The following is a 25338-nucleotide window of genomic DNA, read 5'->3' as shown; positions in this document are numbered from 1 at the left end:
CTAATCGCCCCACTGCGCGAAAGCATCGTTGAAGGCGCGTTCGCCGGGGGCGCCCTTCTCGATGGCGATGATGGCGCGGCGCTGGTTGGCGTAGACCAGCGGCACGTCGAACCACGAACGCTCCTTCAGAAGCTGGACGTTGCGGGAGCGGTCGGCGTCGACATTGGACAGGCCGACCAGGAAGAAGCCGTCGGTGACCTTGACCGCGAGGCCGGCGAGCGGCGTGCCGCGCGCCTGCTCGTTCGACTTCATCAGGATGCCCGGCACGTTGGAGACGCTGCCGCCCGGAAAATCCGGCGGCAGGATGAAGGTCAGCTCCGCCGTATGGCTCGCCGGCAGCGAGGAATCGGTGTTGCGGCGGAACGACATCGTCATCTTGAACTTGCGGTCGGGGATCTCGATGTCGGCGCGCACGGCGACGTCGGCCTTCTGGGCGCCCGAGGCCTTGATCGGCTCGAGCCGCCACACCACCGAGCCGACATATTGCTTGCCCTTCGGATCGGACGGATCCTCGTCATAGAGCACGACCTTCTGCGCCACCGGCGCGACCGGCTGGTCGCTGGCCGAGGGCTGGCCGACACGATCCGGAATCTTCGGCTTGCTCTGCGGCTGGGACGGATCCTTCGGCGCCTCCACCACCTGGGTCGGCGAGGACTTCAGCAGGTTGGTCGCGATCTGGACCAGCTGCTTGCCCCAGAGGATGCCGGCGCCGACGAGGATCAGCACGATGCCGACGGCGATCGCACTCTTGAACGGGAAGGCGGAGCGCGTGCGGGCGCGCTTCTTGGCGTCGCGCTCGGGCGCGATGCGCGGACGCGGCGACGGCGGCTGCGGCGCGTAGCGCTCGGCCTCCTCGACCGACTCGTCGTAGGAATAGGGCGCGTCCTGCTCGCCGGCGCGGTTTTCCAGGCTCGGCTCGAGCCGGTCGAATTCCGGCGAAGGCGAGGGCACGTTGGCGTAGGTGCGGCGCGCGGCGCGGCTGGCCTGCGCGGCAGCGCCTCCGAGATCATTGGCGTCGGCCGTGATGTCGCGGAAGCCGCGCACGCCCGGTGCCGGCGGCAGCGGCGGCGGAGGTCCGACATCGGGCGGACGACGCGCACCAGCGCGATCGCGCCCGGCCGCCGGCTCCGGCATCGGTGGGGGGGCGGACGGTCCCGGTTGGCGCGGGGCGTCGAAACGAGGCGCGCGCGGCGGACGCGGGGCCTCGCCTTGGTCATCGACGTTGAAGGAGGGACGGTCGGCGCGCGGCGGCGGCGGGGCCGGACGCGTCCGCGGCGGGGCCGGCCCAGCCGCAGCCGGGCTGCCTTCGGCGGCTCGGGTGCTGGCGCGGCGGAAGGCATCGCCGCTGCTGCCGCTGCGGGCGCCGCCACCGGGGCGCGAGGCCTCGCGGGCGCGCTGGGCAGCCTCCGATTCGACCTTGCGGACGGCCTCCTCCAGCGACAACCTTTCGCGGGTGATCTCGGATTCGGAGAGCGGCGGCTGCACGCTGCGGAGCTGCGCGATCAACGCCGTGCGCGCCCGCTCATAGAGCGCGCGACGGCTTTCGCCGGGAGCGTTCGGGTCCAAGGCGGCAATAGCGCGGGCGATCAGCGGATAGTAATCAGCCATTTCAACTCAACTATACGCGCGTCCCGGTAAGATATCGTTAAGCCTCAAACGGATTTTGCACCAGGATAGTATCTTCGCGTTCGGGGCTGGTGGAAAGCAGCGCAACCGGGCACCCCACCAATTCCTCGATCCGCCGGACATATTTGATGGCCTGGGCCGGCAGGTCGGCCCAGGACCGCGCATTGGCGGTCGGCTCCTTCCAGCCCTCGATGGTCTCGTAGATCGGCTCGACCCGGGCCTGGGCGCCCTCGCCGGCGGGGAAGTGGTCGATCTCCTTGCCGTCGAGCTTGTAGCCGGTGCAGACCTCGATCGTGTCGAAGCCGTCGAGGATGTCGAGCTTGGTCAGCGCCAGGCCGTTGATGCCGCAGGTCCGGACCGCCTGGCGGACCAGCACGGCGTCGAACCAGCCGCAGCGGCGCGGACGGCCGGTGTTGGTGCCGAACTCGCGGCCACGCTCGCCGATCCGGCGGCCGGTCTCGTTGTCCTGCTCGGTCGGGAACGGGCCCTGGCCGACGCGGGTGGTGTAGGCCTTGCACAGGCCGAGCACATAGCCGACCGCCCCCGGTCCGAGGCCGGCGCCGGTCGCGGCCTGCGCCGCCACCGTGTTGGACGAGGTGACGTAGGGATAGGTGCCGTGGTCGACGTCGAGCAGCGCGCCTTGCGCGCCTTCGAACAGCATGCGCTTGCCTTCACGCCGCTTGATGTCGAGCAGCCGCCACACCGTCTCGGCGTAGGGCAGCAGCTCCGGCGCCAGCGCGCTCAACTCCTTCAAGATCACCTTGCCGTCGAATTCGGGCAAGCCGAGGCCGCGGCGAAGTGCATTGTGGTGGGCAAGCAGCCGGTCGATCTTGTGCGGGAGCGTGTCGAGGTCGGCGAGGTCCATCAGGCGGATGGCGCGGCGACCGACCTTGTCCTCATAGGCAGGCCCGATGCCGCGGCGGGTGGTCCCGATCGCGGTCGCCGCGCTGGCGGATTCGCGGTGCGCATCGAGCTCGCGGTGCAGCGGCAGGATCAGCGTGACGTTCTCGGCGATACGCAGGTTCTCCGGCGAGACCGCGACGCCCTGCGCCCGCAGCTTGGAGACCTCGTCGAGGAAGGCGGCGGGATCGAACACCACGCCGTTGCCGATCACCGACAGCTTCTGCTCGCGCAGCACGCCGGAGGGCAGCAGAGCGAGCTTGTAGGTCTTGCCGTTGATCACCAGCGTGTGGCCGGCGTTATGACCGCCCTGGAAGCGGACGACAATGTCCGCCTGCTCCGACAACCAGTCGACGATCTTGCCCTTTCCTTCGTCGCCCCATTGGGCGCCGACGACGACAACATTGGCCATTCGCGGGTAATCCTTCGAAGATTTCTCTGTAGGTGGCACGATCCGAACGGAAAATTGGTACCCATTTTTCCGGAATCATGCCTGCGCCCAGCCCAATTCCCGGCCAGAGGCCGTTCGCACCGAGGCAGCCCAACCGGATAAAGGAAGCAGCCTCTCTAGGCAAGCAAGAACGGGGCATTTTCAGGGCTTCGGGGCCACTCCAAGCCTTTGATATCCCCGGAAAATCCAGAAACCTTCGCGGGGGCGCGCGAGGCTTCGACCAAAGCGTGAGAGGCTCAATCCGCCGCTGCATGGTCGCGATGCGTCCGCCCCCCGTTGATGCAGCCCCGATTTCCGTGTCTTTGGACAGCGCCGGGCGATCAGCCGGCCCGGATCCCGCCGGGCTGGAAGCCTCGGCGCACGCGGGGCACGCCAATCCGAATGTCCGCCACCGGCCAGACCACGAGCGCGGAGACATCCGGCCACAGCTGGATCGCCAACCAGCCCTATCTGCTGCTCAGCATCACCGCGCTGTGCTGGGCCGGCAACGCCATCGTCGGCCGGCTCGCCGCCGGCCACATCCCGCCGGTCACGCTGTCGTTCCTGCGCTGGTTCTTTGCCTTCCTGCTGGTGCTGCCGTTCGCCTGGAAACATCTTGCCCAGGACTGGCCCGCGATCCGCGGCAGGCTCGGCCTGATGATCACGCTCTCGGTCACCGGCATCGGCGCCTTCAACACGCTGCAATATTGGGCGTTGGAGCATACCCAGGCCCTCAATACGCTGCTGCTGCAGTCGGCCGCGCCGCTGGTCGTGGCACTGTGGTCGCTGGCCATCCTCGGCATCCGCCTCACCGCGGCGCAGGCGTTCGGCGTGCTGCTGTCGATGTGCGGCGTGCTGACCATTCTGCTGCACGGCGATTTCACCACGCTGTCGAACATCGAGTTCAACAAGGGCGACCTCATCTTCATCGTCGCGCTCGTCATCTTCGCGTTGTATTCGGTGCTGACGCTGAAACGGCCGCCGATGCACGGCCTGTCGTTCCTCGCCTTCACCTTCGGGGCCGGCGCGGCCTGCCTCATTCCGCTGGAGATCTGGGAATTGTCCGCGCGGCCCGTGATGAAGCTCGACGGGCCGAACCTCTTGACGCTGTTCTACGTCGCGGTGTTTCCCTCGACGCTGGCCTATCTCTGCTTCAATCGCGGCGTCCGCCTGATCGGCGCCAACCGCGCCGCGCCGTTCTTCCACGTCGTGCCGGTGTTCGGCTCGATCATGGCGATGGCGTTCCTGGGTGAACACCCGCAGGCGTTCCACTTCATCGGCTTCGCGCTGGTGCTGGCCGGCGTGTTCGCGGCGTCAAGGAAGCAGGCGACGTAGTTTATCCGAACTCTCGTAGGGTGGGCAAAGCGAAGCGTGCCCACGCACTTTTGCGATCGAGAGAGATGGTGGGCACGGCGCAAGTGCGCCTTTGCCCACCCTACGAGTCCAAGCGAGCGGAGAGTTACCCCTCACTCACAGAGGAGAGGGGCAAAGCCCACACCGCGTCACCATGTTCAACATATTAACCGCCAAAGGCGCCTCCTCAGGGTTTGCCTGCATTGTAGCATTGCGGCGGCGTGACTTGTGCCACGACGCCGATCCGGCGCAAGCTCGTATCCAACGCCAATGACGACCGCTTCGCCCGCGCCACCAGCCTCCAGTCCGGCCAGCTGGCTCAACAACCAGCCTTATCTGCTGCTCAGCCTGAGCTCGCTGTTCTGGGCCGGCAACATCGTGCTCGCGCGCCATGTCGGCGCGCATGTGCCGCCGCTGACTGTGACCACGATCCGCTGGTTCGGCGTTTTCCTGATCCTGTTGCCGTTCGCCTGGCCGCATCTGAAACGCGACTGGCCTGCCCTGCGCAAGAGCCTGCCGCTGATGCTGTTCCTGTCGCTGGTGGGCTTCGCCTTCAACAACGCGATCTCGTACTGGGCGATGCAATATACGGAGGCGCTGAATGCGCTGCTGATCCAGTCGGCCGGACCGCTGTTCGTGGCGCTGTGGTCGCTGGTGCTGTTCGGCGTGCGGCTGACGGGTGCTCAGTTCGCCGGCATTGCGATCTCGCTTCTCGGCGTGTTGATCATCATTCTGCGCGGCGACCTCGCCGCGCTCGCGAGCATCAGCTTCAACAGGGGCGACATCATGTTCGCCTCCTCGCTGGTGGCGTTCGGGATCTACTCGGCATTCATCCCCCGTCGGCCCAAGATCCACCAGCTCTCCTTTCTGTCCTTCACCACCTGCTGCGGCGCGACGATGCTGCTGCCGACCGCGATCTGGGAGGCGGCAAGCGGCCGCGTGCTGCAATTCGACGGGACGACGCTGGCGACGCTGGGCTACATCCTGATCTTTCCCTCGACGCTGGCCTATCTCTTCTTCAACCGCGGCGTCGCGCTGATCGGCCCGAACCGCGCCGCGCCGTTCTTCCATCTGGTGCCGGTGTTCGGCTCGGCGATGGCGATCGTGCTGCTCGGCGAAAAGCTGCAGCCGTTCCACCTGATCGGCTACGCGCTGGTGCTCGCCGGCGTCGTGATCGCCTCACGCCAGGGCTCGGCGGTGAAGTAAATTCCGCGACGCGGAGAGAAGGCGACAAACTCGCGCCTTCCGATTTCAACGAGGAGGCGCTAGGTTCCCCGCCAACCAAAAAGAGGGAACGTCTCAAGATGCTTTCAGGGCTGATTCGAAACCTGCGTGCCGCCAGCGCGGCCGCATTGTGCCTCGCCGCCGCATCCACTGCACAGGCCGATACCTGGCCGAGCCGAAACATCACGCTGGTTTTGCCGTTCGCGGCCGGCAGCGGCACCGACACGACGACACGGCTGATCTCGCAGCATCTGTCGCAGGCGCTCGGCGTCGGCATCATCATCGAGAACAAGGCGGGCGCCAACGGCATGCTCGCCGCAAGCTATGTCGCGAAGGCCGCCCCCGACGGCTACACACTGCTGGTGACCACCAACACCACGCATTCCGCCAATCCCTATCTGCTCAAGAACCTGACCTACGATCCGGTCAAGGACTTCACGCCGATCGCGCGCACCGGCGACCTGCCCTTCATGCTGGTCGTCAATCCGGAAGTGCCGGCCAAGACCGTCGCCGAGCTGGTCGCCTACGGCAAGGCCAATCCGGGCAAGCTGAGCTACGCCTCGGGATCGTCCTCCGCGATCGTGTCGGGTGCGACCTTTGCGCACAATGCCGGGCTCGACCTGCTGCACGTGCCTTACAAGAGCTCGCCGCCGGCGCTCAATGACGTCATGGGCGGCCGCGTCTCGATGATGTTCGTCGACATCCTGACCGGCCTGCCCCACGTCAACGGCAACGCGCTGCGCGCGCTCGCTGTCACCACCAAGGACCGCTCGCCGCTGGTGCCGAACCTGCCCTCGATGCAGGAGGCCGGCGTGCCTGATTTCGACATCTCGTCCTGGCAGGGCTATTTCGGCCCCGCTGGCATGCCGAAGGAGATCGTGACCCGGCTCAACGCCGAGATCCGGAAGATCGTCGAGAAGCCGGAGATCAAGGCCCAGCTCGCCACCCTCGGCATGGATGCATTCTCGGGCACGCCGGAGCAGCTCGGCACGTTCGTGAACGAACAGCTCGTGCTGTGGGAGAAGCTGATCACCAACGCGAAGATCGAGAAGCAGTGAGCTCCGTCATTCCGGGTTCGCGCTAGCACGAACCCGGAATCTCGAGATTCTCAGGTGCGCAATTGCGCACCGTAGTTCGATGCTTCGCATCGCCCCGGAATGACGGCGCAAGGCCCAGGCTCTCGTAGGGTGGGCAAAGCGAGGCGTGCCCACCGTTAGGTCGTCGCAAAAAAGAAAGGTGGGCACGGCGCTTCCGCGCCTTTGCCCACCCTACGAATTTCGAGCGTTTGGCCTTACGCCGCGCGCACCTTGGCGAGGAAGCCGTCGACGGCGCTGCGCAGCGCGCCGGACTGGTTGTCCAGCTCGCGGGCGTTGGAGAGCACATCGGTGGCCGCGGTGCCGGTTGCTTCCGCAGCGGAGGTGACGCTGCCGATATGGGCGTTGATCTCGCTGGAGCCCGCCGCGACCGACTGGATGTTGCGGGCGATCTCGCGGGTCGCCTCGCCCTGCTGCTCGATCGATGCGGAAATGCCGGCGGTGATCTCGCTCATCTCGGCGATGGTCTGGGTGATGCCGGAGATAGCCGTGACCGCGTCGCTGGTCGAGGTCTGCATCGCAGCGACCTGCGCGGAGATCTCCTCGGTCGCCTTGGCGGTCTGGTTGGCCAGCGCCTTGACCTCGGAGGCGACGACCGCGAAACCACGGCCGGATTCGCCGGCGCGTGCCGCCTCGATGGTGGCGTTGAGCGCGAGCAAATTGGTCTGCGCGGCGATCGAATGGATCAGCTTGACGACCTCGCCGATCTTCTCTGCGCCGGTCGAGAGCACCTGCACGGTGGCGTTGGTACGCTCGGCGTCGCTAACGGCGCGGCTGGCGACTTCGGTCGAGCGCGTGACCTGGCGGGAGATTTCCGCAACCGAGCTCGACAGCTCTTCGGCGGCCGCCGCGACCGTGCCGACATTGCCGGAGGCCTTTTGCGAGGCAGCGCCGACCGTCGCCGCGCGCGAGGAGGCGTCGCTGGCGGTTGCGGTCATCGACTGCGCCGTCGTCTGCATGCCGGCCGCGGCCGAGGAGACCGAGCGGACGATGCCGTTGACGCTGCGTTCGAAGTCGCTGGCGATGCCCTCCATCGCGCTGCGACGTTCCGCTGCGACGCGCTCCTTGGCATCGGCCTCGGTCCTTTCGAGGTCGCGGATGCGGACCGCGTTGTCCTTGAAGATCTGGACGGTGGCGGCCATCGCGCCGACCTCGTCGCCGCGGCCGACGCCGGGAATGTCGCCCTCGAGCTTGCCGTCGGCGAGATCCTTCATGCGGGCCAAGCAGCGCCAGCGGACGGCTGATGCCGCGGCCGATCAGCCAGGCGACGCTGCCGGCGACAATGAAAATGCCGAGCATGGCAAAGCCGAGCAGCCAATAGACCGGGCCCATCTTGGCGTCGATGTCGTCGAGATAAGCGCCGGTGCCGAGATACATGTCGAAGCCGGGCACCGCCACCGCGTAGCCGATCTTGCGGATCGGCGTCGGCTGACCGGGCTTCATATATTCATAATGCAGCAGGATCGAACCGTTGGCCTTGACGCCGTCCATCAGCTCGACGGACAGCTTGCGGCCGTTGGTCACGACATCCATACGGTTGGTGCCGATCTGCTTGGGATCCGGCGCGAGCTGCGTGATGCCTTCATACGACGTACCGAACAGATAGCCCGCGCCGTTGTCGTAGGTCATCGAATTGCCGTAGCGGCGAAGCTCGGCCATGGCCGCGTCCTTCGTCAACTCGCCGGCGTCGACGCGCTTCTTCAGAGCGCCCGCATAATTGCGTGCCAGCTCGACGATCGCCTTGGCCTGATCGATGCGCGCATTCACCATCTCGCGCTTCATCAGATAGCCGGCGAGGACACCGGAGATGCACAGGCCGAACAAGGTGACGCCGACAAGGATGCCGAGCTTCGGGGCGATCTTCAGATTGCTCAATTTCACGATTAGCTCCGGCAAATAATGGGATACGGGCGCGCGACAGATCGATCGAAATCGAAATAACTTTTAGGGAGAGAGCCTTAGCAAGTTACTTACGTGCCTCCGTAGAAGCCCTGACGCAGCCGCAAAAACGGCAATTTATCTCCGCGCCGGCAACCAACGATTGTACGCGACCGCTCCGATTTCGCGTAAAAGACGCAAAGGCCCGCCCGCGGAGGCGGGTCACAACAAGAACCGACAAACCAAATCGGGAGCGAGAAAATGCCGAAATACAGGGTGGTGACGCCGAAGGGCGCGAGCTTCACGGTCGCGGGCAGCGACTATTCCTTTGAGCGCGAGGCGCTCGATCCGATCGACGCCGAGATCATCGAGGCTCCCGCCGACGAGGCCGGGTTCATCGCCGCCGCAAAGACCGCGGACGCCATCTATGCCAAGGGCATCCCGATCACCAAGACCATCATCGACAGCTTGCAGACCTGCAAGGTCATCACGCTCGGCTCGGTCGGCGTCGACAGCGTCGACGTCAAGGCCGCCACCGCGCGCGGCATTCCCGTCACCAACATTCCGGACACCTTCATCGAAGAGGTCGCCGACCACGCCATGATGCTGCTGCTCGCCGGCTTCCGCCGCCTGGTCGAGCAGGACCGCATGGTGCGCAGCGGCCGCTGGGCCGAGGGCCGGCCGGCGCTGCTCAAGGTCCCGAGGCTGATGGGCCAGACGCTCGGCTTCGTCTCGTTCGGCCGCGTGGCGCGTGCGGTTGCGAAACGCGCGGCGCCGTTCGGCCTGCGCATGATGGCCTACGATCCCTTCATCCAGGAAACGCTGATGTACGATCACGGCGTGATCCCGGCGACGCTGAACGAGGTGCTGTCGCAATCCGACTTCGTCTCGATGCATGCCCCGGCAAGGCCCGAGGTGCATCACATGCTGACCGAGAAGCACTTTCGGCAGATGAAGAAGGGCTCGATCTTCATCAACACCGGGCGCGGCGCAACCGTGGACGAGGAGAGCCTGATCAAGGCGCTGCAGGAAGGCTGGATCGCGCACGCCGCCCTCGACGTGCTGGAGAAGGAACCGCCCTCGCACAACAATCCCCTTCTCGGCATGGAGAACGTGACCCTGACCGCCCACGTCGCTTCGGCCTCGGCACGGTTTGACGAAGCGCGCAAGCGCCGGGTGGGCTACGAATTGTCACTGGTGCTTCAGGGCATGTGGCCGGTAAGCTGCGTCAATCCGTCGGTGCTGCAAGACACCACGCTCCGTCGCTGGCAACCCGTCAGCATGGATCGCGGGCCGAACAGCTGAGCGGCAGGCGCCGAGGCGCCGATATCCGAAACGACCCTTCACCGGCGATCAACGCCGGGAAGGGAGATATCATAGGGAGGAACTGATGAGGAACGACATCACCCGTCGTGATGCCTTGGCGCTGGGCCTGTCCGCTGCAACGTTCGCCGCCACCGGTGCTGCAGCGCAAACATCCAATATCAAGGCCGCCGACGTGGCGGCGCCCAAGCGCGAGATCGAGAAGGGCGCATCCCTGCGCATGCTGCGCCCGGTGCGCTTCGTCCAGGCCGACGAGGATGTGTTCCGCGCCAATGCAGCAAAGTTCACCAAGGAGACCGGCGTCGAGGTCAAGGTCGATTTCGTCGGCTGGGAGGACATCAACCAGCAGACCGCGGTCACCTCGAACTCCGGCGCGGGCCCCGACATTATCATCGGCTTCTCCGACGCTCCCCACATCTACGTCGACAAGCTGATCGAGCTGACCGACGTTGCCGACTATGTCGGCAAGCGCTATGGCGGCTGGCTGCCGCTTGCGCAGCGCTACGGCAAGAAGAACAAGAGCGACGCCTGGATCGGCCTGCCGTTCGGTGCAACCGCGGGGCCCCTGATCTACCGCAAGTCGATCCTGCAATCGGTCGGCTTCGACAAGGTGCCGGAAGACCATGCCGGAATCCTCGACCTGTGCCAGAAGCTGCACAAGGCCGGCAAACCAGCCGGCTTCGCGCTCGGCAACGCCAAGGGCGATGGCAACGGCTTCGCCAATTGGTCGCTGTGGTCGCACAATGCTTCCCTGCTCGACGAGGAAGGCAATGTCGTCATCAACAGCAAGGAGACCATCGCGGCGCTGAACTGGGTCAAGCAGATCTACCCGACCTTCATCGCCGGCACGCCGTCGTGGAACGACGTCAGCAACAACCGCGCCTATTCCTCGCAGGAGATCTCCCTGACCGCCAACGGCGTCTCGCTGTACTTCTCGCTCAAGAACGACCCGGCGACCAAGGCGATCGCCGAGGACAGCGAGCATCAGCTGCTGCCCAAGGGCCTGGCCAAGGTCTCTCCGATGGCGGGCCTGACCCTTAATGCCATGGTGTTCAAGCACAGCCAGTACCCCAACGCCGCAAAGGCCTTCCTGCAATACATGCTGGAAAAGGACCAGTACGAGCCCTGGCTCAACGCCAATTCCGGCTACTGGTCGCAGCCGCTGGCCGCCTATGCCGAGGCCGCGGTGTGGTCGCAGGATCCCAAGGTGAAGCTGTTCAAGGACACGATGAACAGCACTTACTATGACGGCTACAAAGGCCCGATCTCGACGGCGACCGGAGCTGTCAGCGCCGACTACGTGCTGATTCAGATGTGCGCGTCCGTTGCGACCGGTGCGGCCACGCCGGAGGCCGCCGCCGCGGAAGCCGAGCAGCGCTGCAAGCGGTACTTCCGGCGACAGCGGTAACGCGCGACGATAGAGCCGTCGTCATTGCGAGGAGCACTTGCGACGAAGCAATCCAGACTGCAGCCGCGGCGACAGACTGGATTGCTTCGCTTCGCTCGCAATGACGGTGTGGTGACGTTCAACGATAGGACAACACATTAATGTCCGTGACGACACTCTCCTCTCCCGTACTTGCCCAGCGGCAACCGAACTGGCTGGTGCGGCTGTTCGACTACAAGCCGTTCCTGATCGTGATGTGCCTGGCGCCCGCGGTCGGGCTGCTCTCGGTGTTCCTGACCTATCCACTCGGCCTCGGCATCTGGCTCGCCTTCACCGACACCACGATCGGCCGGCGCGGCGTCTTCGTCGGCCTGGAGAATTTCCAGTATCTGCTCACCGATCCCTTGTGGTGGAACGCCGTGTTCTACAGCGTGGTCTATACGGGCATCGCGACCTTCGGGAAGTTCGCGCTCGGCTTCTGGCTCGCGCTGCTGCTCAACAACCATTTTCCGTTCAAGAGCATCCTGCGTGCGATCATCCTGTTGCCCTGGATCGTCCCGACCGTGCTCTCGGCGCTGGCGTTCTGGTGGATCTACGATCCGCAGTTCTCGATCATCTCCTATTTGCTGGTCGACGTGCTGCACTGGCGGTCGGGCAATGTCGACTTCCTCGGCTCGCCCTGGCCGGCGCGCTTCTCGCTGATCGCCGCCAACATCTGGCGCGGCATTCCCTTCGTCGCGATCTCGCTGCTCGCAGGCCTGCAGACCATCTCGCCCTCGCTCTACGAGGCCGCGATGCTCGACGGCGCCAGCGCCTGGCAGCGCTTCCGCTACATCACCTTCCCAATGATGATGCCGATCCTCGCCATCGTCATGACCTTCTCGATCATCTTCACCTTCACCGACTTCCAGCTGGTCTACGCCATCACCCGCGGCGGGCCCGTCAACTCGACCCATCTGCTAGCGACGCTGGCGTTTCAGCGCGGCATCGCCGGCGGCGAGCTCGGCGAAGGTGCGGCGATCGCGGTGTCGATGATCCCGTTCCTGATATTCGCGACGCTGTTCTCATATTTCGGCCTGGCGCGCCGCAAATGGCAGCAGGGAGAGGCCAATGACTGATACCGTCGCGCAAACCGCCACTGTGGCCGACGCGAAAGCGGCACCCGACACCATGGCCTGGGATTCCGGGCTGCGGCGGCTGATGATGATCTATCTGCCGCTCGGCTGCTTCGTGCTGATCCTGCTGTTCCCGTTTTACTGGATGGCGATCACCTCGTTCAAGCCGAACGCGGAGCTGATGAATTACAAGGATCACAATCCGTTCTGGATCTCCTCGCCGACGCTGGCGCACATCAAGCATCTGCTGTTCGACACTGCCTATCCGCGCTGGCTCAAGACGACGATGCTGGTGGCAATCGGCTCGACCACGCTGTCCCTGATCGCGAGCACGCTCGCCGCCTACGCGATCGAGCGCCTGCGATTCCGCGGCAGTCCTTATGTGGGCCTCGGCATTTATCTGGCCTATCTCGTGCCGCCGTCGATCCTGTTCATTCCGCTCGCCACCGTCGTGGTGCAGTTCGGCCTGTTCGACTCACCGCTGGCGTTGATCCTGGTCTATCCGACCTTCCTGGTGCCGTTCTGCACCTGGCTCCTGATCGGCTACTTCAAGTCGATCCCCTATGAACTCGAGGAATGCGCGCTGGTCGACGGCGCCACCAGGCTTCAGATCCTGCGGCGGATCACGCTGCCGCTCGCGGTGCCCGGGCTGATCTCGGCCGGCATCTTCTCCTTCACGCTGTCCTGGAACGAGTTCATCTACGCGCTCGCCTTCATCCAGAGCGGCGCCAACAAGACCGTGCCGGTCGCAATCCTGACCGAGCTCGTCACCGGCGACGTCTACCAATGGGGGGCGCTGATGGCAGGCTCGCTGCTGGGCTCGCTGCCGGTCGCGATCTTCTACTCGCTGTTCGTGGACTACTACGTGTCCTCGCTGACCGGCGCGGTAAAGGAGTAGATCGCGGCTGCGGCGTTTGGCCCGGATTCACAAAACTGCAACACGCGATCCGCATAACGCGTGCGTCCGCCAACAGGAGACGCACATGCGCGCGACTTTTCTCAGCACCGTCGCAACGATCATTCTCGCCGCGAGCCCAGCGCTCGCGCAGAGCGAAGGTGAATTCCCCGCCAAGCTCGCCGGCCACGTGGTGATGCCGGCCGCCACGTTCATCGACGCCCCCGCCGATGCCCCCGCCGATCTCAAGACTTCAGGGAAATACACCACCGGCAAGCGGGTCGACGCGCTCGGCACCGTGATGGGCAAGTCCTATGAGCGCGCGACCGGCGTGTCGCTGCCGTTCAAGGGCCAGCCGCTCCAGGGCCATTCCGGCATCAAGACCATGCCCGACGGCAGCTTCTGGGTCATCACCGACAACGGCATGGGCGCACGCGCCAACTCGCCGGATTCGATGCTGTACCTCAACCGCTACAGGATGGACTGGGCCGGCGGCAAGATCGAGCGGCTGGAGACGATCTTCCTGCACGACCCCGACAAAAAGGTCCCGTTCCGCATCGTGCACGAGGACACGCAGAAGCGCTATCTCACCGGCTCCGACTTCGACACCGAAGGCTTCCAGATCATCGGCGAGACCTTCTGGATCGGCGACGAGTTCGGTCCCTACATCCTGAAGGCCGACAAGTCAGGCAAGATCCTGGCCGTGTTCGATACGGTTGCCGACGGCAAGCCGGTGCGGTCGCCGGACAATTGGGCCGTGGCGACGCCGGGCGCGCCGGGCGCGACCTACACCAACGTCAACCTCCGCCGCTCCAAGGGCTATGAGGGCTTTGCGTCCTCCAAGGACGGCAAATTCCTCTACGGCCTGCTCGAGGGACCGCTGTGGGATGCCGAGAAAAAGGACTGGGAGAAGGTCGACGGCAAGGAAGCCTCCCGCATCCTCGAATTCGACGTCACCGTGGAAAAATTCACCGGCCGTTACTGGCAGTATGTGTTCGAGCAGAACGGCAACGCCATCGGCGATTTCAACATGATCGATCAGGCCTCCGGCCTCATCATCGAGCGTGACAACGGCGAAGGCACGGCCGACAAGGCCTGCCCGCAAGGCCAGCGCGGCGAGAACTGTTTTCCGGATCTTGCCAAGTTCAAGCGCATCTACAAGATCGAGCTCACGGAGGCCAATGTCGGCAAGCCGGTGCGCAAGATCGGCTATATCGACCTCATGAAGATCAGGGATCCCGACAAGAAGGCGAGGAAGCCGCTCAACGACGGCGTCTACACCTTCCCCTTCTTCACCATCGAGAACGTCGATCGCGTCGACGACACCCACATCATCCTCGGCAACGACAACAATCTGCCGTTCTCCTCCAGCCGCGATCCCAACAAGGCCGACGACGACGAGTTCATGCTGCTCGAAGTCGCGGACTTCCTGAAGGCGAAGTGAGCGGATCGCTCTCTCCTCCCCCTCTCCCCGTTCTTACGGGGAGAGGGTTGCGGTGAGGGGCTGCTTCAACGATCACGGTGAGAGACGATTCGTGGAGTGTCCCCCTCACCCCGCTTGCGGGGCGAGGTGAGGCGAGCCTCACCTCACCGTAAACTCCACCGGTATCGAAAAGCTCATCGACCCGTTCTTGATCTCATCCGGGAACGGCGGAAACGGCGAGGCCTGACGCACCGTCGACATGGCCAGGGCATCAAAGGCGGCAACGCCGGATGAGCCGGCAAGGCGGCTGGACGTGACCTGCCCGCTGCGGCTGAGGGTGAAGCTCAGCCTGGCAACGCCGCGCTGACCGCCGCCACCGCTCGGATATTGATGAAAGCGCATCAGATGCGCGCGGACGCGTTGATTGTAGGATGCAATCGCGGTGGCCGCCGCGCCGGCGCTCTGGGCCGATGCCATCGGCGCATCACGCTCGGCGCGCGGTGGTGCGCTGGTGCGCGGCGCGGGCGTCGCATCGGACGGCTTCTTGGCCTCGCGGCGGACCACCTTCGGCTTCGCTGGGGCCGGCTTTTCGACCGGCACGATCTTCGCGGGCTCCGGCTTGGCCGGGGTCGGCTCCAGCTTCTGCTCCGGCGGCGCCACGACATCAGGCTTCTCCTGAGGCGGCGTCGGAGCGATGGTCTCCTCGGCCATCAGCTGCTGCACCGGCTCCGGCGGCGAGGCGTCGGCCTCCTGCATCACCGGTCCCGGCGCGGCGTCGTCCTGCGTCGACTGCGGCGCCGAGGTCACCTGTACCATGTCGACCATGATCGCCGGCAGGCTGACGCCCTGTTCCGGTTGCGACCTGATCCAATTCATCGCAAGCAGCGCGGCGGCCACATGCAACATCACGATCACCACCGCCGAGAGGCCCCAGCGCGTGGCTTCACTCTCGCAGAGCGGCTCGTGCAGGGCGAAGGCGTTGGCGCTCATCAGTTGCGTCCGTCGAGGCCGACAAGGGCGACCTTGAGATAGCCGGCATTGCGCAAGGTGTTCATCACCTCCATCAGGTCGCCATAGGAGACCGCCTTGTCGGCACGCAGATAGATGCGCTCGTCCTTGCGGCCTTTGGTGGCGGCATCGAGCGAGGTGCTGAGTGCGTCGCGGGCGACGACGTCTTCGCCAACTGCGATGGACATGTCCGGCTTGACGGTGACGAAGACCGGCTTGTCGGGCCGCGGCGCCGGCTCGGCCGCGGTTGCGGGCAGATCGACGCCGATGTCGACGGTGGCGAGCGGGGCCGCCACCATGAAGATGATCAGCAGCACCAGCATCACGTCGATGAACGGCGTGACGTTGATCTCATGGGTGACGTCGAGATCATCCGGGCCACCGCGCTTGAGCGGCGATCCCGCGCGTGCGCCGAGCTTTGCGGCCATGGCCTACTCCGCCGCCCGAGCCAGGCGGAATTCTCTGTGGTCGCGCTGCCGGCTGACCAACAACATGAGCTGCGCCGAGGCATCGCCGAGCAGTGCGCGGTAATTGGCGATGCCGCGGACGAGGTGATTGTAGATCACGACCGCCGGGATCGCTGCGACGAGTCCGAGCGCAGTGGCGAGCAGCGCCTCCGCGATGCCGGGCGCGACCACCGCAAGGCTGGTGGTGTGGCTCTCGGAGATGCCGATGAAGGCGTTCATGATGCCCCAGACGGTCCCGAACAGGCCGACGAAGGGCGCAGTGGCGCCGATGGTCGCGAGCACGCCGGTGCCGCGCGCGATCTGCCGCGACATTGCCGCCTCCACCCGCTCCAGCCGCAGCGCCACCCGGTCCTGAAGGCCGTCATCGAGGATGCCGCCCGAGAGCTCGGCTTCCCTGGCGCAGGACTGGATCAGCTGGGCGACGGCATCGTGCGCGTCACCGGCCCGTGCCGATGCCTCAGCCAGCGTCATGTTGCTTTCGAGCCCGCGCGTCCGCTGCAAGGCGAGCGCGCCCTTGCGGCGCAGCTCGATGGTCTTGGCGAGCCACACCGTCCATGTCACCAGCGAGGCCACGGCGAGCCCGATCATCACCGTCTTCACGATGATGTCGGCGCTGACGAACATGCCCCAGGGCGACAAATTGCGCGGTAACAGGGCTTCGTCGATCGCGAAGGCTGGTGTCGTCGCGAGCGCCAGCGCGATTGCAATGACCACGTGCCGAAGCCTGGACTTGCCTTGCATCCTGATCTCCCGACAACAGAGGGAAGCTACGCCAAGGGCTGTGCTGCGATCCGGGCCGCGAGTTGCCGGAACCGCGCCAGCTGATCCGCCCGCAGCGCCCTTGTCTCGTCGCGGCCGACGAAGACCTTGAACATGATGCCGCCCTCGACGTTCACGAACGCGACGAAGGCCGATGACTTGCCCATGAACGGGCGCTCGACGAAGGCGACGCCTGCGCAGCGCTCGTGGCGAAGATGGCCGTGCAGACCCTTCGGCTGCATCAGGTTGAAATAGCCGCGGCCGATCTCGCCCGCAGGAATAGCGCCCGTGAACTCAAAGATCGCATCATCGCTGTGCACGATCAGCGTGACCTCGCCCCACTCCGCGATGTCCTGCATGGCAGCGGCAAAATGCTCGCCGCCGCCAATGTGCACCATGGAGGATGGAAGCGCCTCGATCACGCTGCGCGGGCTGACCTTGCGCTCGCGCGCAACGTCCTCGATCACCGCGCCCGGATTGTCGGCCATATGGACCTTGAGATCGGCAAGATCGGTACTCAACATGTCCGGCTCCTCTGCCATTGCAATCTAAGCGGCTGCGGCCTTGCGCTCGCTCTGGATCACCTCAAAGCCTTCGAACTTGGGATGGCCGAGATACAGGCTCTCGCCGGTCGAGTTGTCGGCGCGGGCATGGGCACGACGAAACTGGTCCGAGCGCGTCCAGGCCTCGAACGCCGCCTTGTCGACCCAGGTGGTGTGCGACGAATAGAGCGTGTGGTCCTCCGCCTCCGGGCCCTTCAGCAGGTGAAACTCGACGAAGCCCGGCATGCTGCCGAGATAGGACTCACGGGTGGCCCAGACGGTTTCGAACGCGGTCTCCGCGCCCTTCTTCACCTGGAAACGATTCATGGCGATGAACATCAAAGTCTCTCCTTCTGATCAAAACGAAACACGTCGAAGCCGCGCTGGAGCATCAGCGCGGCCCGGCGGAGATGTGGCGCTGCGAAGCTGGCGGCTACGCACCTCCAAAGTGGATCTTCATGCCGGCCTTGTAGACCCTGCCCGGTCCCGGGGCTGACCACAGCACATCGTTCTGCGACGTGCCGTCGGTCGAGCTGCCGGGAATGGCGTAAGGCCGGTAGTACTGGTTCAAGAGATTGTCGATCGAGGCCGTAAACACGATGTCCCTGGTCGCATTGTAGGTCATGTACAAATTGACCAGCTCGTATCCGGTCGCAGGCAGATAGCCGACGGGTACATCGTTGTTGGCACCGAACGAGGCCCATTGCGCCGTCAGGATCAGGGTGCGATCGAGCAAGCGGACACCGCCGGTCGTGACGACCTTGCGCGGGGTGATGGTCGCGAGCCCGACATTGGTGACAGCGTTCTTGCCCTGGATGTAGTGACCGGCGACACCGATGAACCAGTTGCCGGCATCGTACATCGTCTCCGCTTCGAAGCCCTGGATGCGGGCCTGCGCGATGTTCTGGTACTGGTAGAACTGGCTGAAAGAGCCGAACGGCGGCACCGCGACCGGCGCCGAGGCGACGAGGTCGATATAGTCACTGACGTCGTTACGGAAGAGATTGATCTTGCCGCGGAACGAGTCACTGGCGCTGAATATGTTGTCGTACTTCAGATTGAAGCCGACCTCCTTGTTCTTGCCGACCTCAGGACGCAGGTTAGGGTTGGGCAGGAAGCAGAACAGGCCGACGGTGCCGTCCGGACAAGGGAAGAAGGCCGGTCCGCCACCGGTCGCATGCGCGCCGGAGATTACCGTCTCGGTGATCGATGGGGCGCGATAGCCTTCGGCGTAGCTGACATAAGGCTGGAAGCCCGGGACCGGAGTCACGCCGAGGGTGATCTTGGGCGAGAAGCGATCGCCACTCGCATTGGTACCGCCGGACTGCAGATTGTAACGGTCATAGCGGATCGCGCTCACCGCCTCGAACCAGGTGTTGTAGTTCTGTTTCAGTTGAATGAAGCCGCCCGACACGGTGCGGATGCCGCCCGGCGTGGTGATGTTGGAATTACCGCGGCGGTCGGTCGTGATGACGTCGTCCTGGAATGCGTCGACGCCGTAGGTCACCGCGTTGCGCCAGTCGCCGACGTTGAAGCGCGTGGTGTTGTTGGCGTCGAAGCCAAACGTATCGAGGATATAGCCGCGCTTGTCACCGACACAGCCGGAGATGTTGTTGCCGACATTGCCGGCGCCGCAATAGGCCGAGCCGGATGTCGAGTAGTGATAGGTCTTGGTCTGGTCGTTGTCGGTGCGATTGCCGTAGAGCGATATGTGCGAGTCGAACAGATTGTCGCTCGGCAGCGAATAGTTCCAGGTCACCGTTCCGGTGTAGTTCTTGGTATCGGACGCATAGACCGACGAGCCCTGATACAGCGCGCGCTGCGCCGCCGTCGCGACCGGGCCCCGGTTGAACTGGCCGACATCGTACTGGTAGTCCTGAAAGACGGCCCCGAACTTGACTTCGTGACCGATCGCGGGCCGCACGGTGAGCTTCATCAGCCCGCCTTCGACCTGGTTGCCGGTGTTGCCGATCTCGGTGCCGTTGCCGTCCTTGTAATTGCCTTGCGTGCGATAGACCGCGCCGCCGAAGATATCGACGTCGGGCGTGGCGCGCACGCCGCCGAAGACCGAGCCGAGGCCGCGATTGTTGTTGGAGCCGTAGGAGCCGGAGAGATCGACGCCCCAGCGCTCGCCGGGACGCAGCACATCGTCGATGTCCTTGGTGCGGAACGAGACCAGGCCGCCGATTGCGCCGGAGCCGTAGATGTTGGCGGTCGGACCGCGCACGACGTCGACGCCGCCGATCAATTCGGGATCGAGGAAGAAGGAGCCGTTGGCGTTGTGGCCGGTGCGCTGATAATTCTGCCGCGCGCCGTCGACGACGACAGCGACGCGTCCGAAATCCTGCAGACCACGAATGTTGATGACAGTCGCTGGATCATCGCCGCGTTCCTGGAACGACACGCCGGGTACAGCATAGAAGATGCCCGACAGCCGGTTCGGCTGAAGACCCTGGATCTGGTCGAGCGAGATCGAACTGACCGGTGCGAGCGAGTCGATGGCGCGCTCCTTGGTCTTCGTTGCAGCCGCGGTGATGGTGTCGAGCGCCTGAACCTGCGCCGTGCCGCCGGCCTGGGCTCGGGCGTTGAGGACCTCCGGCGTTGCCTGCTGCGCGGCTAGCGGCTTCGCCGGCTTGCGCTTGGCCTGCTTCGGCCGTTCCGTCGACGCGCGCTCAGCCTGCGGCTCGGCGGTCTGTGCAAGACCGCTTTCCGTCGTCATTGCCGCAAATGAAATTACCGACGCGCCCAAAATCAAGGCGCGCGAATACCTAGCCCCGTCAGCCATATCAGCCCTAGCCTGCACTTCACTCTATTATTTCAGGTCTTTTGGCTGGCGTGCGTTCGCAACGCGAACGACTGGCTGGCTGATTTCTCAAGACGCGGGCAAGTCACCCCGCCGCCATAATTGGTTACGTGGCAACACTCTGACGGTCAATGACATCAGGTTGCAGTTTATATCGATTGTAAATTGCAGCCGTTGGAATGCGCTTCGTGCCGCTTATACAAACAAGCAAGCAGCACTCCAGAGTTTCGAAAGCGCATCACACCCGACATGTCAGCAACATCAGGAGACAGCAGCGGCAGCGCGGCGGGGTCGGCAGGAAGCCCTTCTGCGACAACGAGAACCCTCACCATGCGTGGGAGCCGGATCGACAGTCGCGAGCTGTTTGCGGCCGAGCGCGAGATCATCATCGCGCATGGCGAGGACAGCTATCGGCTTCGCCTGACCTCGCAGAACAAGCTGATCCTGACGAAGTGACCTGTAATGACATTTTGTCGCACCCTCACAAGCGTCCTGCTCTCCAGCACGATCGCGCTCGCCTCTGTCGCGCACGCCGCCGGGATCACCGTGCATGACGCGCGCAATCGCGACATCGCCGTGACCGACTTCGCGCGCACCGTCTCGATCGGCGGCGCCATCACCGAGATCATCTATGCGCTCGGGCTCGAGAACCGGCTGGTCGGCGTCGACACGACGAGCCTTTATCCAGCGGCGGCGCTGCACGACAAACCCAATGTCGGCTACATGCGCCAGATCTCCGCCGAAGGCGTGTTGGGCCTCAACCCCACCCTGATCCTGGCGATCCAGGGCTCGGGCCCGCACGCGACCATGGAGATCCTGGAAGCGGCGAAAGTGCCGTTGGTGCTGGTGCCCGACACCTTCTCCGAGGACGGCCTGATCGAGAAGATAAAACTGGTCGGCCACGCCATGGGTGTCGACGCGCGCGCCGCGTGCCTGAGCGCCGCGGTCGGCGCCGATCTTGCGCAGCTGCGCACCCTGCGTGCCAAGGTGACCAAGCCGGTGCGCGTGATGTTCGTGATGTCACTGCAGAACGGACGCGCCATGGTCGCGGGCCACAAGACCGCGGCCGACGAGATCATCCAGCTCGCCGGCGCCGCCAACGCCGTCGACGATTTCGACGGTTACAAGATCATCGGTGACGAGGCGATCGCGGCGGCAAGGCCCGACGTGGTGCTGTCGATCGAGCGCGGCAAGGACTCGCTGCAGGCCGACGCGATCTATGCCCATCCCGGCTTCGCCCTGACGCCGGTCGTGGCCAACAAGAGCCTCATCACAATGGACGGGCTCTATCTGCTCGGCTTCGGGCCACGGACGGCCGCGGCGGCGCGCGATCTCTCGGTAAAACTGTATCCGGCATTGGCCGAACCGGGCGATGCATTCACCTCGGCGCTGTCGGCGGCGAATTGCCGGCAATGAGCGTGGCGATCGGCACGGAAGCGCGCAGCACGGAACGACGCCCCAGCGCGCGGCGGCGGTCCGCATCGTTCGCAATCCCTCTCCTGATCGCGGTGCTCGCGGTCGCCGCGATCGTCGCGCTGAGCTTCGGCGCCGCCGGCATCCCCCTCTCCCGCCTGCCTGCTGCACTCGGGCTATCAGGCGAAAGCACGGCGATGACGGCCCGCGACCAGCTCGTGCTGTGGTCGATCCGCGTCCCCCGGATCGCGGCGGCGGCGATGGTCGGCGGCTTGCTCGCCGCGGCCGGCGCGATCATGCAAGGGCTGTTTCGTAACCCGCTCGCCGATCCCGCGCTGGTCGGCGTCTCCAGCGGCGGCGCGCTCGCAGCCGCAAGCGCGATCGTCTTCACCGATTCGCGCTTCGGCGAGACGCTGCGCTTCCTCCAGACCGAGCTCCTGCCGCTCGCGGCATTCGCGGGATCGCTGGCCACGACCGCGATCCTCTACGGCATCTCGAGCCGCTCGGGGCGCACCTCGATCGCGGTCTTCCTGCTCGCCGGCGTTGCCATCACCGCCATCGCCAATGCCGGCATCGGGCTTCTGGTGTTCATCGCCGACGACCGCCAGCTCCGCGATATCACGTTCTGGCTGCTGGGCTCCATGAGCGGGGTGACCTGGACCAAGGACGCCGTGCTGGCGCCGGTCCTCATCATCGGGCTTGGCGCCTGCGCCTTCATCGCGCGCGGCCTCGATCTCCTGGTGCTCGGCGAGGCCGACGCCTTTCACGGCGGCGTTGACGTCGAACGTCTCAAGCGGATCTCGATCGTCATGGTCTCCGCCATGACCGGCGTCGCGGTGTCGATCAGCGGCGTCATCGGCTTCGTCGGCATCGTCGTGCCGCATCTGCTCCGTCTCGTCATTGGACCTGCGCATCGCCTGCTGTTGCCGGCCTCCGTGCTATCAGGCGCGATCCTGATGGTCGGCGCCGACACGCTGGCGCGCACCATCGTGGCACCGGCGGAGATGCCGATCGGCATCCTGACCGCAGCGGTCGGCGCGCCGGTCTTCCTCTTCATCCTGCTGCGGCAGCGCGGGCTCGCCTCGCTATGAGCGCCGTGATCGAGGCGCGTGGCTTGAGCAAGCGCGCCGGCCGCGCGACGCTGCTCGATGGCGTCGGCCTGACGGTTGCGGCCGGCGAGATGGTCGCGATCATCGGCCCGAACGGCGCCGGCAAGTCGACCCTGCTGCGGTTGCTCTCCGGCGATCTCCGCCCGAACGAGGGCGCGGTGCGCCTGAAACAGCGCGATATCAGCAGCTATACGCCCCGGGAGCTCGCCGCGCGCCGCGCGATGCTGTCCCAGCACATCAACGTCACCTTCCCTTTCACCGTCGAGGAGATCGTGTTGATGGGCGCGGGCGAGCGCAGCGCGCGTGACGCGGGCTCGCTCGTCGACGCTGCCCTCGACGAGGTTGGGCTCGCGCATTTCCGCGAACGGCAACTGCCGACACTGTCCGGCGGCGAACAGCAGCGCGCCCATTTCGCCCGCGTGCTGGTGCAGCTCGCCTTCGGCGAAGCCGAGCATGGCCCGGGACTTCTGCTGCTGGACGAGCCGACCTCGAGCCTGGACCTGCGTCACCAGATCGACCTCGTCGAGGCCGCGCGCCGCCGTGCGGCCAGCGGCACGGCGGTCATCGCGATCCTGCACGACCTCAATCTCGCGATCCGCTTCGCCGACCGGCTGGTCGTGCTGGCCGGCGGCAAGCTCGCCGCAGATGGCCCGCGCGCGGATGTCGTCACCCGCGAGATCATCCGCGACATCTTCGAGATCGATGCCGTCGTCCATCAAGGCGACGACGGCGTGCCTTACGTGCTGCCGCAGTCGATGCGGGCGATGGTGCCGCCACGATGAAGGTGCGCTCCCTCCCCCGCTTGCGGGAGAGGGGGCGCACCTCGTTCGTGGCTAGCAACCTACCCAGCCGGGACGATCACCATGCTCTTGTCCTTCGGCCAGCGGATGCGCCAGGCGAAGTTGATATCCTTGACTTCGCCCGGCTTGGCGTCGAACGACCATTCCAGCACGCCGCGGCGGTCACGGATGTTGCTGGCGGTCGGCGGCGTGGTCGCGGGCAGCATTTCGACGACGATGTCCTCGCTCTCGCTGACCGGCAACTGATCCTCGATCGCGACCTTGATCGGGAAATCATGACCGTTGCGGATCGTGGTCTTGAACGTGCGCTCGTCGGTCTTGGATGTCGTGACAAGCAGGCCGGCCGAGCCCTCGTTGCGCTTGAGCACGGCGCGCTCGATTCTCACCTTGTCGTCGGCGCCGAAGCCGAGCCGCACGATGTCGTCCTTGGCGGAAGCGGAGAGCTTGCCGCGACCGACAAAGACGCCGTCGCGGTAGATCGCGACCTTGCCGGGCAGCAGCGTCGTATCATCGGTCTGCTTGAAGCTGGCTTCGAGGAAGGCGGTCGGGTCCAGTACCGGTGCGGCGCGGACCGCGAGGTCGGCGGGCACCGTCATCGCTGCAATCCGCAGGCTCTTGGCGCCCTCGGCGGCGCCGAGGCTGACGCGGCCGGGAATTTTGAACGTCGCCTGGAAATCCCCGATCTCGGCAATTGCCTGCTGCTCGTCGGCGCGCTCACGCGGCTCGGCCGCCTCCGCAATCTTGGCCATCGCTGGCGATTGCATCTGTCGCAGGACCGGCGCGGGCCGCGCCAGATCAGAGACCGAACCTGCTGCCAGCGGCTTCGGCACTTGTGGATATTGCGCGACCAGCGAATGCAGCTCCGGCGCACTGCCGCCGCGGCTGATTCGGGTTGTGGAGACGCCGAGCGTCACGTTGGACCAATCCTCGCCGGTCGATTGCGTGATCTCGGCGCGGCGGATCAGCTCGAGCTGCGGCTTGCGATCCTTGGCGCCGGTGTCGAGCCGGGCGTCATAGAGCGGCATCCAGCGCGCATTGCGCACGGCATAAGTCACGCGCAGCGTCGCCTTCGCCGCAGCAGTCGCGGCAACGTCCATGCGAACCTCGAGCTTGCTCGGCGGCTTGGCCTTGCGCTCGACCTCGAGTTGGGCGATCTGCCGCTCGATTTCCCGCGTCTTGCGCGTGGCATCGCGAACGACAGTGTCGGCGCTCGCAATTTCTTCGCCGACCGCAGCAAAGGCCGCGCGCCATTCGGCGATCGGCCGCGCCTCGCCCTTGTCGCCGATCCCCGCGGGAGAGGTTTCCGCAAAGTGCTCCGCAAACTTGCGCCGCGCATTCGCCGAGTCGATCGCGCCCTGCAAATCGGCGCGCTGATCGTTCAAGGCCTCGATGCGCTTTTCCAGCTCGGGCAGATTGACCGGCGCGGCGCGAGGCGACCGCGCATCGATCGTGCCGATGGTGAGCTTTGCGCCGCCCTCACCCTCGACCCGGATGGAGGAGGCATCGAGACCAAGCGGGAAGTCCTTGGCAACAAGCGTCGAATCCCCGGACGGCAAATCGACCGTGATGACGCGGGTGACGGTGGCACCATCGGGGTAAACCGTGACCGTATCGATCGCCGAATTGGCGTCCAAATCGGCGGCCCATGACGGCGACGCCGCCGCCATGGTGACCAGAACCAGGCTCGTCGTTGCCAAATATCTTGCGGTGATGCGCATGAAGTCCCTCCTGCCGTATCGCCGCGCCGCCAGCCGGACGCGCGCGATCAAATGCCCGCCAACATGGTTGG

At 65.3% G+C, this 25338-nt stretch carries 21 protein-coding genes and 1 pseudogene; 12 read left to right on the top strand and 10 right to left on the bottom strand.

All coding sequences use genetic code 11. The features are described from left to right. On the bottom strand, positions 1-1608 hold the full coding sequence (locus tag GA0061098_RS11860) for a hypothetical protein (protein ID WP_091956493.1): 1608 nt from the start codon (positions 1606-1608) through the stop codon (positions 1-3). A gap of 37 nt (positions 1609-1645) precedes the next feature. After that, positions 1646-2938 (bottom strand): adenylosuccinate synthase, encoded by a 1293-nt coding sequence (locus GA0061098_RS11855; RefSeq protein WP_018318369.1) that lies wholly within the window; start codon positions 2936-2938, stop codon positions 1646-1648. Between the two features lie 420 nt (positions 2939-3358). On the opposite strand from GA0061098_RS11855, the gene GA0061098_RS11850 reads away from it, so the two are divergent. From GA0061098_RS11850 to GA0061098_RS11840, 3 genes are all read left to right on the top strand, one after another. After that, positions 3359-4291, top strand: a complete 933-nt coding sequence (locus tag GA0061098_RS11850; protein WP_091956492.1) for a DMT family transporter — start codon at positions 3359-3361, stop codon at positions 4289-4291. A gap of 288 nt (positions 4292-4579) precedes the next feature. Further along, a complete protein-coding gene (locus GA0061098_RS11845) occupies positions 4580-5515 on the top strand; it encodes a DMT family transporter (RefSeq protein ID WP_165637299.1) in 936 nt (311 codons plus the stop codon). Between the two features lie 98 nt (positions 5516-5613). Further along, complete coding sequence (locus GA0061098_RS11840; RefSeq protein WP_091956490.1) at positions 5614-6591, top strand: Bug family tripartite tricarboxylate transporter substrate binding protein; 978 nt, start codon at positions 5614-5616, stop codon at positions 6589-6591. A gap of 233 nt (positions 6592-6824) precedes the next feature. Here the strand turns inward: GA0061098_RS11840 and GA0061098_RS11835 are convergent. Continuing rightward, positions 6825-8508 (bottom strand): annotated as a pseudogene (locus GA0061098_RS11835) (methyl-accepting chemotaxis protein). Positions 8509-8766: 258 nt separating this feature from the next. Here GA0061098_RS11835 and GA0061098_RS11830 point away from each other — a divergent pair. From GA0061098_RS11830 to GA0061098_RS11810, 5 genes are all read left to right on the top strand, one after another. After that, on the top strand, positions 8767-9810 hold the full coding sequence (locus tag GA0061098_RS11830; RefSeq protein WP_028140247.1) for a C-terminal binding protein: 1044 nt from the start codon (positions 8767-8769) through the stop codon (positions 9808-9810). A gap of 85 nt (positions 9811-9895) precedes the next feature. Further along, a complete protein-coding gene (locus tag GA0061098_RS11825) occupies positions 9896-11236 on the top strand; it encodes an ABC transporter substrate-binding protein (protein WP_091956489.1) in 1341 nt (446 codons plus the stop codon). A gap of 140 nt (positions 11237-11376) precedes the next feature. Then, positions 11377-12333 (top strand): carbohydrate ABC transporter permease, encoded by a 957-nt coding sequence (locus GA0061098_RS11820; protein ID WP_091956488.1) that lies wholly within the window; start codon positions 11377-11379, stop codon positions 12331-12333. After that, positions 12326-13228, top strand: coding sequence for a carbohydrate ABC transporter permease (locus tag GA0061098_RS11815; RefSeq protein ID WP_038948453.1), 903 nt, complete (start codon positions 12326-12328; stop codon positions 13226-13228). The genes GA0061098_RS11820 and GA0061098_RS11815 overlap by 8 nt, the downstream gene beginning before the upstream one ends. 85 nt (positions 13229-13313) lie before the next feature. Further along, the gene (locus tag GA0061098_RS11810) at positions 13314-14669 is read left to right on the top strand and encodes an esterase-like activity of phytase family protein (protein ID WP_091956487.1); all 1356 of its coding nucleotides are present in this window, start codon (positions 13314-13316) and stop codon (positions 14667-14669) included. 138 nt (positions 14670-14807) lie between these two features. Here GA0061098_RS11810 and GA0061098_RS11805 read toward each other — a convergent pair whose 3' ends face one another. The 6 genes from GA0061098_RS11805 to GA0061098_RS11780 all read right to left on the bottom strand — a co-directional run bounded on the left by GA0061098_RS11805 (position 14808) and on the right by GA0061098_RS11780 (position 20209). Further along, a complete protein-coding gene (locus tag GA0061098_RS11805) occupies positions 14808-15638 on the bottom strand; it encodes an energy transducer TonB (protein WP_091956486.1) in 831 nt (276 codons plus the stop codon). Beyond that, positions 15638-16084 (bottom strand): TonB system transport protein ExbD, encoded by a 447-nt coding sequence (gene exbD / locus GA0061098_RS11800; RefSeq protein ID WP_091956485.1) that lies wholly within the window; start codon positions 16082-16084, stop codon positions 15638-15640. Before exbD ends, GA0061098_RS11805 begins: the two co-directional genes overlap by 1 nt. A gap of 3 nt (positions 16085-16087) precedes the next feature. Further along, positions 16088-16864, bottom strand: a complete 777-nt coding sequence (gene exbB, locus GA0061098_RS11795; protein WP_091956484.1) for a tonB-system energizer ExbB — start codon at positions 16862-16864, stop codon at positions 16088-16090. Positions 16865-16890: 26 nt separating this feature from the next. Further along, entirely contained in the window at positions 16891-17406 is a 516-nt protein-coding gene (gene hutX / locus GA0061098_RS11790; RefSeq protein WP_091956639.1) for a heme utilization cystosolic carrier protein HutX, read from the bottom strand. 24 nt (positions 17407-17430) lie between these two features. Next, positions 17431-17763, bottom strand: a complete 333-nt coding sequence (hmuQ, locus tag GA0061098_RS11785; protein WP_091956483.1) for a heme-degrading protein HmuQ — start codon at positions 17761-17763, stop codon at positions 17431-17433. Between the two features lie 94 nt (positions 17764-17857). Then, positions 17858-20209 (bottom strand): TonB-dependent hemoglobin/transferrin/lactoferrin family receptor, encoded by a 2352-nt coding sequence (locus tag GA0061098_RS11780; protein WP_208610641.1) that lies wholly within the window; start codon positions 20207-20209, stop codon positions 17858-17860. Between the two features lie 267 nt (positions 20210-20476). Here GA0061098_RS11780 and GA0061098_RS46015 point away from each other — a divergent pair, with 267 nt between their 5' ends. Genes GA0061098_RS46015 through GA0061098_RS11760 form a run of 4 tightly spaced genes read left to right on the top strand, consistent with a single transcriptional unit; the run spans position 20477 to position 23531 of the window. Further along, positions 20477-20683, top strand: a complete 207-nt coding sequence (locus GA0061098_RS46015; protein ID WP_165637320.1) for a hemin uptake protein HemP — start codon at positions 20477-20479, stop codon at positions 20681-20683. A gap of 6 nt (positions 20684-20689) precedes the next feature. After that, the gene (locus GA0061098_RS11770; RefSeq protein ID WP_091956481.1) at positions 20690-21643 is read left to right on the top strand and encodes a heme/hemin ABC transporter substrate-binding protein; all 954 of its coding nucleotides are present in this window, start codon (positions 20690-20692) and stop codon (positions 21641-21643) included. Further along, positions 21640-22731: a FecCD family ABC transporter permease gene (locus GA0061098_RS11765; protein ID WP_091956480.1), complete on the top strand. Its 1092-nt coding sequence runs from the start codon at positions 21640-21642 to the stop codon at positions 22729-22731. Before GA0061098_RS11770 ends, GA0061098_RS11765 begins: the two co-directional genes overlap by 4 nt. Next, on the top strand, positions 22728-23531 hold the full coding sequence (locus GA0061098_RS11760; RefSeq protein ID WP_091956479.1) for a heme ABC transporter ATP-binding protein: 804 nt from the start codon (positions 22728-22730) through the stop codon (positions 23529-23531). Before GA0061098_RS11765 ends, GA0061098_RS11760 begins: the two co-directional genes overlap by 4 nt. Before the next feature lie 59 nt (positions 23532-23590). Here GA0061098_RS11760 and GA0061098_RS11755 read toward each other — a convergent pair whose 3' ends face one another. Beyond that, on the bottom strand, positions 23591-25267 hold the full coding sequence (locus tag GA0061098_RS11755) for a mucoidy inhibitor MuiA family protein (RefSeq protein WP_091956638.1): 1677 nt from the start codon (positions 25265-25267) through the stop codon (positions 23591-23593). Between the last annotated feature and the right edge of the window lie 71 nt (positions 25268-25338).

Origin of the sequence: Bradyrhizobium shewense (assembly GCF_900094605.1) — a bacterium.
GTDB classification, from domain to species: domain Bacteria; phylum Pseudomonadota; class Alphaproteobacteria; order Rhizobiales; family Xanthobacteraceae; genus Bradyrhizobium; species Bradyrhizobium shewense.
This window is presented reverse-complemented; position numbering and strand designations above follow the sequence as displayed.

What these genes read in the sequence shown, in the direction of transcription:
- GA0061098_RS11770 (WP_091956481.1), top strand. Translation starts at nt 20,690, where the DNA reads ATGACATTTTGTCGCACCCTCACAAGCGTCCTGCTCTCCAGCACGATC.
- GA0061098_RS11755 (WP_091956638.1), bottom strand. Translation starts at nt 25,267, where the DNA reads ATGCGCATCACCGCAAGATATTTGGCAACGACGAGCCTGGTTCTGGTC.
- GA0061098_RS11840 (WP_091956490.1), top strand. Translation starts at nt 5,614, where the DNA reads ATGCTTTCAGGGCTGATTCGAAACCTGCGTGCCGCCAGCGCGGCCGCA.
- GA0061098_RS46015 (WP_165637320.1), top strand. Translation starts at nt 20,477, where the DNA reads ATGTCAGCAACATCAGGAGACAGCAGCGGCAGCGCGGCGGGGTCGGCA.
- GA0061098_RS11850 (WP_091956492.1), top strand. Translation starts at nt 3,359, where the DNA reads ATGTCCGCCACCGGCCAGACCACGAGCGCGGAGACATCCGGCCACAGC.
- exbD (WP_091956485.1), bottom strand. Translation starts at nt 16,084, where the DNA reads ATGGCCGCAAAGCTCGGCGCACGCGCGGGATCGCCGCTCAAGCGCGGT.
- hmuQ (WP_091956483.1), bottom strand. Translation starts at nt 17,763, where the DNA reads ATGTTCATCGCCATGAATCGTTTCCAGGTGAAGAAGGGCGCGGAGACC.
- GA0061098_RS11815 (WP_038948453.1), top strand. Translation starts at nt 12,326, where the DNA reads ATGACTGATACCGTCGCGCAAACCGCCACTGTGGCCGACGCGAAAGCG.
- GA0061098_RS11805 (WP_091956486.1), bottom strand. Translation starts at nt 15,638, where the DNA reads ATGAGCGCCAACGCCTTCGCCCTGCACGAGCCGCTCTGCGAGAGTGAA.
- GA0061098_RS11760 (WP_091956479.1), top strand. Translation starts at nt 22,728, where the DNA reads ATGAGCGCCGTGATCGAGGCGCGTGGCTTGAGCAAGCGCGCCGGCCGC.
- GA0061098_RS11780 (WP_208610641.1), bottom strand. Translation starts at nt 20,209, where the DNA reads ATGGCTGACGGGGCTAGGTATTCGCGCGCCTTGATTTTGGGCGCGTCG.
- GA0061098_RS11845 (WP_165637299.1), top strand. Translation starts at nt 4,580, where the DNA reads ATGACGACCGCTTCGCCCGCGCCACCAGCCTCCAGTCCGGCCAGCTGG.
- GA0061098_RS11860 (WP_091956493.1), bottom strand. Translation starts at nt 1,608, where the DNA reads ATGGCTGATTACTATCCGCTGATCGCCCGCGCTATTGCCGCCTTGGAC.
- GA0061098_RS11820 (WP_091956488.1), top strand. Translation starts at nt 11,377, where the DNA reads ATGTCCGTGACGACACTCTCCTCTCCCGTACTTGCCCAGCGGCAACCG.
- GA0061098_RS11810 (WP_091956487.1), top strand. Translation starts at nt 13,314, where the DNA reads ATGCGCGCGACTTTTCTCAGCACCGTCGCAACGATCATTCTCGCCGCG.
- hutX (WP_091956639.1), bottom strand. Translation starts at nt 17,406, where the DNA reads ATGTTGAGTACCGATCTTGCCGATCTCAAGGTCCATATGGCCGACAAT.
- GA0061098_RS11855 (WP_018318369.1), bottom strand. Translation starts at nt 2,938, where the DNA reads ATGGCCAATGTTGTCGTCGTCGGCGCCCAATGGGGCGACGAAGGAAAG.
- GA0061098_RS11765 (WP_091956480.1), top strand. Translation starts at nt 21,640, where the DNA reads ATGAGCGTGGCGATCGGCACGGAAGCGCGCAGCACGGAACGACGCCCC.
- GA0061098_RS11830 (WP_028140247.1), top strand. Translation starts at nt 8,767, where the DNA reads ATGCCGAAATACAGGGTGGTGACGCCGAAGGGCGCGAGCTTCACGGTC.
- exbB (WP_091956484.1), bottom strand. Translation starts at nt 16,864, where the DNA reads ATGCAAGGCAAGTCCAGGCTTCGGCACGTGGTCATTGCAATCGCGCTG.
- GA0061098_RS11825 (WP_091956489.1), top strand. Translation starts at nt 9,896, where the DNA reads ATGAGGAACGACATCACCCGTCGTGATGCCTTGGCGCTGGGCCTGTCC.